The sequence below is a fragment of the Pedobacter caeni genome, from assembly GCF_900129215.1.
Classification (GTDB): domain Bacteria; phylum Bacteroidota; class Bacteroidia; order Sphingobacteriales; family Sphingobacteriaceae; genus Pedobacter; species Pedobacter caeni.
Genome location: NZ_FQUQ01000005.1, coordinates 26109 through 39256, shown reverse-complemented (window position 1 = coordinate 39256; position 13148 = coordinate 26109). Strand labels below are relative to the sequence as shown.

Annotated in this window: 7 protein-coding genes; 2 read left to right on the top strand and 5 right to left on the bottom strand. The window is 43.3% G+C overall.

Translation table 11 applies throughout. The annotated features are described in order from the left end of the window. Positions 1–153: 153 nt before the first annotated feature. Positions 154–1023 (top strand): alpha/beta hydrolase, encoded by an 870-nt coding sequence (locus BUC20_RS24175; RefSeq protein WP_073234175.1) that lies wholly within the window; start codon positions 154–156, stop codon positions 1021–1023. 89 nt (positions 1024–1112) lie between these two features. On the opposite strand, the gene BUC20_RS24170 is transcribed toward BUC20_RS24175, so the two are convergent. Further along, the gene (locus tag BUC20_RS24170) at positions 1113–1571 is read right to left on the bottom strand and encodes a GNAT family N-acetyltransferase (RefSeq protein ID WP_073234172.1); all 459 of its coding nucleotides are present in this window, start codon (positions 1569–1571) and stop codon (positions 1113–1115) included. Between the two features lie 163 nt (positions 1572–1734). On the opposite strand from BUC20_RS24170, the gene pdxR reads away from it, so the two are divergent. Next, a complete protein-coding gene (gene pdxR, locus BUC20_RS24165; protein ID WP_073234169.1) occupies positions 1735–3207 on the top strand; it encodes a MocR-like pyridoxine biosynthesis transcription factor PdxR in 1473 nt (490 codons plus the stop codon). Positions 3208–3212: 5 nt separating this feature from the next. On the opposite strand, the gene BUC20_RS24160 is transcribed toward pdxR, so the two are convergent. From BUC20_RS24160 to BUC20_RS24145, 4 genes are read right to left on the bottom strand one after another with little or no spacing between them, the layout of a single operon-like run. Continuing rightward, complete coding sequence (locus BUC20_RS24160) at positions 3213–5543, bottom strand: glycoside hydrolase family 95 protein (RefSeq protein WP_073234165.1); 2331 nt, start codon at positions 5541–5543, stop codon at positions 3213–3215. Between the two features lie 37 nt (positions 5544–5580). Further along, positions 5581–7968: a discoidin domain-containing protein gene (locus BUC20_RS24155; RefSeq protein WP_084529247.1), complete on the bottom strand. Its 2388-nt coding sequence runs from the start codon at positions 7966–7968 to the stop codon at positions 5581–5583. Between the two features lie 16 nt (positions 7969–7984). Further along, positions 7985–9649 carry a RagB/SusD family nutrient uptake outer membrane protein gene (locus BUC20_RS24150; RefSeq protein ID WP_073234159.1) on the bottom strand — a complete coding sequence of 555 codons (1665 nt, stop codon included), beginning with the start codon at positions 9647–9649 and terminating at the stop codon, positions 7985–7987. A gap of 20 nt (positions 9650–9669) precedes the next feature. After that, positions 9670–13065, bottom strand: a complete 3396-nt coding sequence (locus BUC20_RS24145; protein WP_159441156.1) for a TonB-dependent receptor — start codon at positions 13063–13065, stop codon at positions 9670–9672. Between the last annotated feature and the right edge of the window lie 83 nt (positions 13066–13148).

The window sequence follows — 13148 nt, the reverse complement described above, 5'->3', positions numbered from 1 at the left end:
CACTAATGCAAACTTAAGCAATACAACTGAAAATCAGCACCTTAAAACACATTAACAACAAAAACAGTTTTTTGTTTGCAGCACACTAAATCACTAAGCAAATTTCTCCTAAATTTGAAATTAAAATACGTTACCCTAAAAAAACACACCGATATGCTGAAAATAGCCCCACTTTTACTATTTCTTACGTTGATCTCCAACCTGACCTTTGCTCAGAAAAACACAGATAAAAGCTCAGCTTTAACCATTGGCTTAATTGAAAAACTAGCCTCCAAAGAACTAGGGGAAGAAAGAACCATCAGCATTTACCTTCCTGAAGATTACAAGAAGAACGATACGACAAAATACCCGGTAATCTACATCCTTGATGGGGGTGTGAATGAAGATTTCATCCATCTTGCAGGAATCGTCAGGTTCAACACCCAACCCTGGATCAACAGGTTCCCAAGATCCATCATTGTCGGGATAGAGAATACGAACCGAAAACGTGACTTTGTATTTTCTGTGCCTAACTTAGATTTTGTAGAGAAAATGGGCTTCAAGAAAGAAAGTTTTCCGGTACAGGGCTCAGCAAAATACATTGCCTTTCTGGAAAAAGAGCTGCAACCTTATATCAGCAAGAAATATAAAACCACTGCTCAAAAAACCGTGATCGGTGAATCCCTGGCTGGCTTACTGGCCACAGAAATCTTGTTGAAACACAGAAATCTATTCAATACTTATATCATCGTAACACCAAGCCTCTGGTGGGGAAATGAATCTTTATTGGCTGAAGCGCCAAAATTGCTGAAAACAGGAAACAACAGCAATGTTCAGGTTTATGTAGGCGCTTGCAACAAAGAGGAAGACCTGACGATGTACAATGATGCACTTGCCTTAGGAGAAGTGTTGAAGCAGGATGGCGTAAATCTGAAACAGGTTCATTTTGATTATATGCCAAACGAAATTCATTCTACAGCTATCCACCAGGCGGTTTACAACGCATTTAAGTTATTGTATCCCAAAACAGCGTATCAAAAATAGGTCTGCAAACTATGACCTATCCTGATAAAGGATACCTGAAAGCCCTTAACATGATCTGTTAAGGGCTTTTCTACAAACATAGGAGGAGCTTAGGACTCCGTTTCTTTCTTCCACCAATTGTAATAATTGTGTTCCTCATCCACTTCAAATCCACATCTTGGATAAAGTTTGTTGCCGATATCGTTTGTTTTCTGTGTTTCCAGGAGCAAACCACAAGCATCAGTTTCTTCACAAAAAGCTTTGCACCTGTCTATGATTTTCACAGACAGTCCAAGTCCTCTGTATTCCGGGTCAACAAACAGGTCGCTCAGTAACCATTGACGCTGAAGGGTCTTGTAATGAAACAGGGAATAAAGCTGGGCAAATCCTACAGCTTTACCATCTACAACAGCCAGAAAGGTATCCGACTCCCCATTTGTAATCCTGTCTTTTAAAAAAGCAGTGGCTTTTTCCAGATCACTTTCCTGCTGATAGAAAATCCTGTAATTATTGAACAGCACTGAAAACTCGGCCAAATGCTTCATCTCTGCTTTTACTATTTTTTCCATATTGAAATTTTTAAAGATTAATGATGAGGCAAAGTTTCCCAAAAACCGGAGCATTGTCATCCTCCAGTTTTTAGAATACAGTAGGTCCAGATCGCTAATCACAGAAAAACAAGTTAAATTTGACCCATTAAGCGCGTTAAATCACAGATAAACATAGGGCCAGATGTTAAGACAATGGAAAACCATTTTTAATATTTCTTTTAATTCAGAGCAGACACTTGTAGCACAGATTGCTTCGGTCATCAGGCAGGAGATCATCAAGGGGCGATTGGAAAAAGGGGCTTCATTACCTGGAACCAGAGCCCTTGCAGCAGATCTGGGCGTGAACCGTAAAACGGTTATTTTTGCTTACGAATCACTTGTTGCGGACGGCTGGGCAGAAAGCAGGTATAAATCAGGAACATTTGTGTCCGAAAACCTGCCCGAAATCAGAAAAGATCAGCCTAAAAAGAACCAGAAGGTCAGTACAAATTTCAAATTCAGGAAATTTGCCCCTGATCCCCTAACCGACCGGCCTTTATCCGGAAATCTGATTGTTTTTAATGAAGGCGCGCCCGACAACCGCCTCGCTCCTTTGAAAGAATTGTCCAGAGCTTACAGACGCATTCTGGAACGGCAAGGGAGATGGCAGCTGCTCGGTTATGGAGCAGAACGCGGGGATTTAAAACTTAGAGAGATGCTTTCCCTCCTTTTATCAAGAGACAGGGGATTTCATGTCGATGTAAACAACATTTGTGTCACCAGGGGAAGTCAGATGGCTTTGTATCTTGCAGCCAAAGTGCTGATCAATACCGGCGATATCGTTCTGGTAGAACAACCCGGTTATCCGGCAATCCGGAAAATCTTTGCCGAAGCAGCTGCAGTTGTCAAAAGTATTGAAGTGGATCAGGAAGGAATTGATCCGGAGGTACTGGAATCTATGTGTAAGAAAATGCAGATCAAAGCAATTTATGTAACCCCACACCATCAGTTTCCAACAACTGTAACAATGAAAGCCGGCAGGAGAATAAGACTTCTGGAACTGTCCATAAAGTACGGATTTGCCATCATAGAAGATGATTACGACCATGAGTATCATTTCGGAGCAGGAAATAACCTGGCACTGGCCAGCAGTGAAATGGCGGCCAATGTGATTTACATCAGTTCCTTTAGTAAACTCATTGCACCAGCGATCAGGGTGGGCTACATCACCGGCCCGAAAGCATTTATGCAATCCCTTGTCAACCTACGCATACAGGTAGATCGACAGGGGGATAACATACTCGAACATGCCATTGCCGATCTTATGGAGGAGGGCATCATCGGCCGGCATTCCAGAAAGGCATCGGTTGTTTACCAACACAAACGGGACTTAATGGGCAGCTATCTTCATCAATACTTCGGTTCTGCGATCAAATTCCATAAACCAGAAGGGGGACTGGCTTATTGGCTGGAATTCAATGAAGAAATTGATTTTGACACCTATATTCAAGAATTAAAGTATAAAAACATTCAAATTGTGCCTCCGGGAGGCTTTTATGAGGACAACAAAGCAAGAAACGGTATGCGCCTGGGTTATGGCTCATTAACTGAAAATGAACTAAAAGAAGGCATTCAGTTATTGGCAGATGTTTACAAGAGCATGCAGGCGCTTTAAGTTCTCTACAGCTTTTTGGACATGAGCTCCGTCATCACTCCATTCACCCTCAGCTTCAGCCTGGATGGCCTGGCGGAGGATATCGTGTAATTCGTAACCTTACCGTCTTTCCAGCTCATATCGACTGTATAATTGCCTCTTGCTTTAAGCCCTTTCACTGTCCCATATTTCTTCCAGGCATCCGGCATTGCCGGCAACAAATCGATAAATCCATCATGACTTTGTACCAGCATCTCGGCTATGCCGGCAGTGGCACCAAAATTACCATCAATCTGGAATGGCGGATGTGCGGAAAACAAATTAGGATAAACACCCCCGCCTCCCCCACTGTTCTTCGGACTAAGGATGGGTCTTAAAATCTCTTTAATCAGTTTGAAGGCCCGGTTGCCATCCTGTAACCTTGCCCAGAACAATATTTTATAGGCGATAGACCAGCTCGTACCTACATCTCCCCTTACTTCCAGTGTTTTCCTTGCAGCTTCTGCAAGCTCAGGAGTAGACAAAGGACTGATCAGGCCAGCAGGATACAAACCATACAAATGGGAAACATGCCGGTGTTTCACTTCTGTTTCTTTATAATCTTCCAGCCATTCCTGTATCCTTCCGTCCTTACTGATCACACCCGCAGGAGGTACAGTTTTAAGGCTTTCTTCCAGCTCCTTTCTAAAGTCAGCATCGAGATTCAGGCGTTTTGAAGCAGTAATTACATTCCCAAACAATTCCCTTACGATCTGATTGTCAATCGTAGGCCCCATACAAATACTGGCCTTTTTCCCATCAGCCATGAAAAAGGTATTCTCCGGGGAAACCGATGGTGAAGTAACCAGCCAGCCCGTTTTAGGATCGGTAACGAGTACACTTTTGTAAAATTCAGCAGAGCCCTTTAATACCGGGTAAATGCTTTTCAGGTACTCCACATCATTGGTAAATGCATAATGGTCCCATAAATTATTACACAGCCATCCCGATCCGGCATTGGAAGCGCCCCATGAAGCACTTTCACCAGGCTCGGTAAAACCCCAGACATTGGTGATGACATGTGCAATCCATCCCTTCGCATTATAGTAAGCCTTAGCTGTTCTCTCTCCTGGTTTCACCAGACTCTTCACCAGGTCAGCAAGCGGCAGGTTCAGTTCGGAAAGATTGGTCACTTCCAGTGGCCAGTGGTTCATCTGCACATTTACGTCCAGGTGGTAATCCCCATTCCAGGCGGTATTGATCTCATGCGCCCATAAGCCCTGCAAGTTTGGTGGCAGTAGTCCTACCCTGGTACTGCTGATACTGAGGTACCTTCCATATTGAAAAAACAGGGTGGCGAGTGCAGGGTCTTTATCATAACTATCGTAAAAACCTTCTAATCTTTTATCTGTAGTGAGCGTTGAAGAAGGGCCATCGCCAAGGTCCAGGTTTACCCGTTTAAACAGCTTACTGAAATTAGCCTCATGCCTGCTTTTTTGTAAGGCATAAGGTTTCTCCAAAGCGGCAGCCAAAAGCTGTTTTGTTTTCTCTCTAAATGCAAAACCTCTGAAATCCGTACCTGCAGAAATATAAATCAGAACTTCGGTCGCATCTCTGATCACTAAAGTATTGCCTTCGACACTCAGGGTACCATCTTTCAGTTTCGTTTTTAACCTGACCAGATATTGCATTCCCTTACCATCCACACCATTGTCCAGCTGACCAGACATCTGCAGCTCTTTGCCTTCTGTCTGAACGGTATATCTTTCCGGCCTGTTCATTGAAATCCGAAGATTCAGCTGTCCGGCCTTATCGGCAGTCAGCTTTACGATACTCACATCATCATCAAAACTGGTAAAATATTCTCTTTTATAATTCACTCCATTAAGGGCAAATGTACAGTTGGCCGTCGCCTGGTCTAAGGACAATTCCCTTCGGTATTGTTTCACTTCAGGTTGACCTGCCTGCTGACCTTTATACATAAAATCAAGCTCCAGCGCCCCCATAACCTGATATTTACCCCATTGTACACCTGTAGATCCAGGCCCTTTACACACAAAGGTTTTGTTGACCAGATCCTGTGCCTCATCATTCCTGCCTTCCGCAATGAGTTTCCTGATGTCCGGCAGGCTTTTATAAGCTTCATAGTTATTGGCATCCTGTGGACTGCCGGACCATAAGGTAATGTCATTAAGAACTATTTTCTCTTTTAATATTCCGCCATCCGGGGTCATCCCCAGTCGGCCGTTACCAAGTGGCAATGTTTCTTCCCAGATTTTTGCGGGTTGATCATACCATAATTTTAAAGGTTTTTGCTGTGCGCTTGCAACAGTAAAACTAAAGCAGCCTATACAAAATAGCGTCAATAACGTTCTCATCACCTGTGTATTCTTTAATTATTTATCCCTGTAAAGTTTATTTATCCCCGTAAACCTTAAATTCATAAATCCCGGCTATGGTTTTGTCCGGAGCAGGCATTAATATAAGCCTTACCCACCGGGCTTTTCCATTGCTTTCATCCACGTAACAAGGAATCGATTTTTTGACATTGGTACTTTTATCTGAAAACACAGACCATTTCCGGTTATCTGTCGAGTATTCAATCTTATACTGTAAACTCTTATCAACGAAATCTGTAAAAGTTTCACACCTCGCGATCTTTTGTACAGATCCAAGGTCTACGGTTAAGGTCTGAGCACCCGCATCCGCTTTTCCACGCCACTTAGAAAGGCTGTTGCCATCAAACGCATTGATCAGGTCGTTACCGCTGGGATCAGCCGGAGAGGTAGCCGTTTTCCATCCCGACAACAGTTGTCCGGATGCAGGCGTATAGTTCAGCAACAAATTATCGAACTTAGCGACATTAAATCCGGATACATATCCTGCAGCACCGATCGAATAACGGTCGTCTTTCACATCGGCCACCATTTTACCATTGATGAAGGCTTTGATGTTATTTCCTTTGCCGGTCAGCTTCAGGTTGTTCCATTTACTGACATCAACTGTTCCACTGGCCAGGGTATCAGTTTTAGTCTGCAGCTTCCAGGTTCCGTCTTTGTAGATGTTGAACCTATAACCAAAGGGAATATTTGCCTGGGAAGCTTTATCATAAGCTCCTCTTAAAATCACTCCGGCATAACCTTTTCCATTAAAGGCATCATTTTCTACAAATACATCTGAAGAAATTTGTCCCTGCTCCCATTCCGTTCCCTGCGCCACAAAGGTATAGGCACACTCATCAGGGATCCAATGGGTAATGTCATTCAGCAGTGATTGCCTTAAATATTTATTGTTACCTGTAGACTGGTGTAACTCAAATGCACCCGAGTTGTCGTAAAAATATTTTGGCGACAGCGGAGCCTGATCCAATGAATACTGGTCAAAATTATCTGCATAGCTTAAAGGAAAGGCTTTTTCCTTAGGAATATCGTGTGTTCCCTTTTGCTGCCCCGTGGTTGTGGTGATGGAATAGATGCTTTCTGGATCCAGCGAGATGGTAATCGTACCATTGATCGCAATCAGATCAGCCTGTTGCTGAAACTGGTTTTCACTATCCGATTTCCAGACATGCAGTTTATCTTTCTTCAGATCTGAAATGTTAAAGGTCAATTGCTGCGCTTTTGTACCATTTGTAATCACAATGCTGTAATCGTTACTTCCATCTGTGTTTTTGTAAGTACAATAGGCACCTTCTCCTTCCAGCTCACCGCAACCACTGTCTATGTATTTCCATCCGGGTTTAGCAAACTGGTTAAAATGTGCAACCGCCCAGATGGTTGGCCATACTTCGTAATAACCAGACCATGGATTGGTTCCTTTCATAATCCCAACATTTGAGAAACAGGCAATATCAGGCATAGAAGCAATCGGACACCACATGTTCACTTTCACTATTTTCTTCTTGATATAACATTTCAGTACGTTCCTGGCCATATACATGGTATTTCTCCATGATTTTCCTGGCAAGGAGAAATCCTCTCCTGACCATAATGGCAGTCCGCTTTCGAGGGCATTCTGGTTCATCTCCTCTTTGTTATCACTCCACATGTAAGAATCAGGATAATGGTAACTGATGGAAGAAAGGGTGTTTTTGAATTCCTCATCCTTTACCAGCAGATCAGCAATTCCCCATGCTTTACCCGCTCCTTCAGGCGCATTGATTTTGACATGGCTTAAGCCGTTTTTGTTAAGTGTCGGCCTTAAGGTATTCACAATCCAGTCGCGGTTGTAATCGCGTTCATTCCAGCATCCGGCAATGTATTTCAAATTTAAGCCCCAATGTTTAGCCCCCTGGATAAACTTCACCAGGTAATCGGCATTGTCTTGCGACCAGACTCCTTTGAACCATCCCGGCATACTCCATTCCAGCGCATCCAGCTCAATACCCGGATTTCTGTTCACCGCTTCCCGCATCAGCCAATACTCGTAACCTCTGTTGAAATTTGGTGCATCCATTTCAGCTTTTGTCCTCGCAAAACTTGGCTCCGAGCCACAGGTGGTATTCCCATCTCCACCGATTTCGGTTTTGAGGTAGGTAAAGCCGGCACCAAAGCCCGGTTTGAACAGGTAATCCAGGATATCACTCCTTGATTTATCAGAATAATCAATCAATAATCTTGAAGATCCACCGGCACTCACCGCACCGATTCCGTCAAAAATCCGTCCTGGACCATTGCCATCTACTTTAATGATGCCTGTTGTCTTATTCTGCAGGGTATTCCCTTGCCCCAACGCCCCCTGTACCAGAGCGGAGAAGCAAAGCGTTGTAATTATATTTTTAGCTGTAATTATATTTTTAAACATATCGGTTTTATTTAATTTACCAGTTGGGATTTTGTATCAGTTTGCCCTTGTACAAGGCGATTTCTTTTGTAGGTAAAGGCCTGAGGTAGTGTTTCTCCGGATTGAATGTTCTTGCCGATACCGGCTGAGCAATTAAAAAGCCCATTGCATCTGTTCTGGACTGATAGCCCGCCGCGTTATAAGGCGCGATATTCTGCCATTCAGACCCCTTGATTTTGATTCCTTTAATGTCCTGAACCAACTCCGTTTCGGCAGTTTTCCACCTTCTGAGATCATCATACCTGAATCCTTCCAATGCAAACTCTACATTTCTTTCTCTTCTCAGTTCGGTTTTCAGGTCCAATCCGTTACTGGCCAAAAATGAATTGGTCAAGGCCGGCATATTGGCTCTGTTACGGATCAGGTTGATACTCTTGTCCAGATCCGCATCAGAAAGCGTCCCGTTTTTTTCAAATAAAGCTTCCGCATAAATCATCAATACCTCTGCATAGCGGATGATGTGGTGGTCGTACCCGAAATTATCTCCGTTATTGGTATTGCCATAGACATTTTCAGAAAGGTATTTATAGGTGATGTATCCCGTATTTCCGTTCCGTTGTGGGGAATTAGGCCAGTTTACCACAGGTACAAGCGGGTTGAACACCTCCACAATTGAAGTTCCGGGAATAACCATGGTCATGGTCATCCTCGGATCACGGTTGTCATATTCTGAGCTAATGGTGTTGTATCCTTTAAACTGCGTAGATTTTGTGATGGGTAATCCATCTTTGCACAGATACATATCTGCCAGCTTCCTTGTAGGCAGGTAACAAACTGTTCCCACAACAGAATAAGGGTATTGCTGTCCGGAGATGTTCACCTCATGCCTGCGGTCCAGGATGCTTTCTTTCGAATCATCGCCTTCTTCAATAAAAAGATACCGGTAACTCTGTGCACCTTTAGCCGTAAACAGGCCATATTCATTGCTGCTCATGACTGCATTTGCGGCATTTACTGCAGTGTTTAAATATTCCGCAGCATCTCCGCCCCTGTATTTTTGCCAGGTACCTTCAAATAAAGCCACTCTTGCCATCAGTGCACTGGCTGTTCCAGTGCTGATTCTGCCTACATCCATCCCGGCAATTTTGCTTTTTAAAGGGAGGTCCGGCAGGGCTTCAACAAGGTCTTTGAGGATCATATCTGCGGTTTCTTTCCTGCTGGCTCTTGCGGTATATAAATCGGGATCATCCACATCAAGCACTCGGGTAATCAAAGGAACTCCACCATAAAGACGAAACAAAAGCCAGTAATTATAAGCCCTGAAAAACCGGGCTTCTGCCACGTAGGTTTTGATCCCCGGATCAGTTTTACCTGCTCCCTGACTGATGATGTTGTTGGCATTGCGGATATAGTAATAAGCATCTGTCCAGCTTTGGACTGTTTCGGAAGGCAGATAATCTCCTGAACTCACTGAATTGGCGGTATTAAAAGCAATATCAGTTTCGGTGTCATTGAAATTAAGGCCTTCCAGCGAGTTGTACAACCCGTTTGCACCAAGCTTAAAATCTGCAGGGGTTTTATAAAAGATCACATCAGATAAGGTATCCTTTGGTTTAAGGTCAAGTTGTTTTTTACAACCTGTGGTAAATATCAATCCTATAGGGAATACTATTGCAAGGAATAGTTTAGAATAATGTTTCATAATCGTCTCTTTATCGAATTCTAAAATTTAACATTCAGGCCAATAGAGGTTACCCTCGTAAAAGGATAAGTTTGTTCAGTATTGGTTTTGTACCCTTCTTCCGGATCAAAGGAACCATTCCATGTTCCTTTTGAAATGGTAAACAAGTCTTGTCCGCTTGCATAAAGTCTGATTCCTTTGAGTTTTAACTTTTTGCAAAGCAGTTCAGGCACATTATAGCCAATGGTGATGACTTTAAAGCGCAGGTAGGCCAGGTTGTTTACACGCATAGAAGAATACCGCCAGTTGTAGCTCAGCAGGTTATCGAAACCTACTGCTCCCGGAATCAACCTGGGATATGGTGCAGCGGTATTTTCCGGTGTCCAGCTTTTTCCATAAAAATATTCGAGCGACTGGAAATAAATGGCACTCATGGGCACTGAAAATGAACCATCCCTGATGTTCATCTGTTTACCTACCCCCTGCATCATCACAGAAAGATCAAAATTTGAGTAAGACAGGTTCAGATTTGCAGAAAAGGTATAACGGGGCAAGGTGTTACCGAGGTTCAGCAGATCACCTTTTGTTCCTTTTGCCGGATCACCATATGGCGTAATGTTTCCATCGCCATCCAAATCGTTATACATGACATCGCCAATGGCAATGTTATTTGGAACGCCACCCAGCTTTTTATAAGTCGCCAGTTGTTCGGCATTTTGAATGATGCCGGCGAAATCATAACCGAAATAACTGTTTAAGGAATAACCCTGATGGGTAAAATTATGCCCCAGGGTAAGCACATCATTGCCCTTCAGCTCAACGAGCTTATTTTTACTGTCGTTCAATATCGCAGTGACGCTGTATTTAACCTGACCAATCTGGTCTTTCCATCCAAGGGAGAAGTCGAAACCTTTAGTCACCAGATGCCCCTGATTCTGGCTTGGAGGGGTCCCACCCAATGTGGCCGGAACCTGGACATTGACCAGCATATTGCGATTTTCTTTGTTGTAAACATCGATGCTACCGGTTAAGCGGTTATCCAGAAATCCGAAATCAACTCCAACGTTGGCAGTTTCAATCGTCTCCCAGGTTCTTTTATCGGAGGCAATGCCTGATACTGCTCCCGGAAATCTTGCGTTTGGAGATCCAAAAGGATAACCACCGCTAACTTTGATCAGCGGGATATAGCCATAATTGCTAAATGCCTTGATTTCCTGATTTCCTGCCTGGCCCCAGGATGCCCGGACTTTAAGGTTACTGATCACATTTAAGGACTTTATAAATTTTTCTTCTGAAAGGTTGTAAGCTACAGATACTCCAGGAAATGCAGCACTCCAGCGTTTATCAGGCGAGAACTTAGAACTGCCGTCCAAACGGACTGTGGCATCCAGAAAGAGCTTGTTTTTAAAGCCATAGCTGAACCTTCCAAAATAAGAATTCAATGCCCAGTCGGTATTAAAACCATTCAATTTGGTATAATCCGCTTTGGTCTGATCGGCCAGGTTAAATGTAAATATTTCGTTTCCGCTAAAGTTTGATCCGGTCACATCTGTTCCCAGGTCTGTATTCTTTTCAAAAGACGTTCCTGCCATCAGGCTCAGGTTATGGTGGTTTCCAATTACTTTGGCATATTCAATTAATCCGGTATAGGATTTAAACAGATTTCTGCTGTTGGCATAATAGGCCGAATTTAAAGGGTTTCTATAGCCATCAATATTACCTTCATAATCGTATAACGTAAACGTCCTTGTGTTTGCGTTATCATTGTAATTGCCGGTATTTACCCCTGCCTGTCCTGTAATTTTAAGGCCCTTTAATATTTCTACATCCGCTTTGACATTAAAAGAGAAGGCATTTGAATTGGATTCCCGCATACCCCCTTCTTCCAGTTGCTGCACGGGATTGATATAACCCTGGTAGGTGTAATATTGGCCGGTTGTATTTCTTAAAGGCACAAAATTGAACAACCTCGGACTGTTCGACATGACATCGGCCAGAGAAGATGGCTCTCTCACGATCTCGTTATTAAAGCTATTCCGCGTCTGTACATTGATCTTATCCAAAAGTTTAAAATCATAGTTCATCCTCAGGTTATAGCGGTCTGAATTATTTTTGCCGTATTTAAAAACGCCATTGTCGTTTGCGTAACCTGCAGAGAATAGGTAAGCACTATTTTCGCCACCACCGGTTACACTGATGTTATGCGTTTGCTGCAGGGCATTTCCGTATAATATTTTATTCCAGTTGTTATCGGTATAAAACCCCGGATAATCCTGAAGGTAAGTTACCCAGCCTTTATTCAGGTCTGCAGGTGCCCCTTGTCTGATTTTAGTAAACACTTCCTCAGGTACTCCCGGCAAACCTACATTCAGGAGTGCTTCGTTACTCATTTCTGCCAGTTGCTGTGTAGTCGTTACGTTTTTGAGGTAGTCAGGCGTTTTCAATCCGAAATTGGCAGAATAGTCTACCTGAGGAGGGCCTTTTACCCCATTCTTAGTGGTAATCAGGACTACACCATCCGCAGCCCTTGCCCCGTAAATTGATGCTGCAGCATCTTTTAAGACCGTAACTGTACCGATATCATTGGGATTCAAGCTATTGAGATCACCAGGCACACCATCAATCAACACGAGTGGTTTGTTTCCATTCACGGAAGAAAATCCACGGATCTGAAGGTCGTAACCCTGACGACCGGGCTGGCCGCTGCTCCTCACCACAGTAAGCCCGGATACGGCTCCCTGCAAAGCGCTGGAAGCATTGACCAATGGCCTTGATTCAAAGACCTTTTTATCTGCCTGAGAAATTGCACCGGTTACCGATGATTTATCCTTTGTCGCATAACCGACAACCACAATCTCCTGCAATTGTGAATCGTCTTCGTTTAAGACAACATTGATCAGTTTCCTACCCGAGACTGGTTCTTCTTTAGTCTGAAACCCAATGAATTTAAAGACAAGTGTTCCATTCCCATCCGGTAAACGAAGCGCATAATTTCCATTATCGTCTGTCGTGGTTCCGATCTTCGTTCCTTTAAGGATGACAGATGTTCCGGGCAAAGGCTTTCCGGTCTTGTCAGCTACATTTCCCCTGATCTGGAGGGTATCCTGCGCTCCCCTGGCAACATTGAAGGCAGGACTGATATTTTTGGCATTCCCTTTAAGGATAATGTTGTTATCTACAATCTTGTATTCAACAGGAAGCCCGTTAAATACAGACTTAATGGCTTCATAAATCGTTACATTTTTGAGTGAAACACTAATTTTAGGTTTATTTAAGTCATAATCCCGGCTAAAAAAGACATATCCTGTTTGCGCTTCTATGGCGTTCAGCACCACTTTAAGCGGGACATTTTTCTGCTCCAGGTTTACTTTTTGGCCGAATGTGCTGGCATACACATTCACCAGTGATAAGATCAATATGAAAATGGTCAATTTCATAATCAACAATAATTTGAGCGGCAGCCAAATTTTGGGCATGCCTGGGTAGAAAGCATTTAATTTCATACTTTTGATTGGTTTGG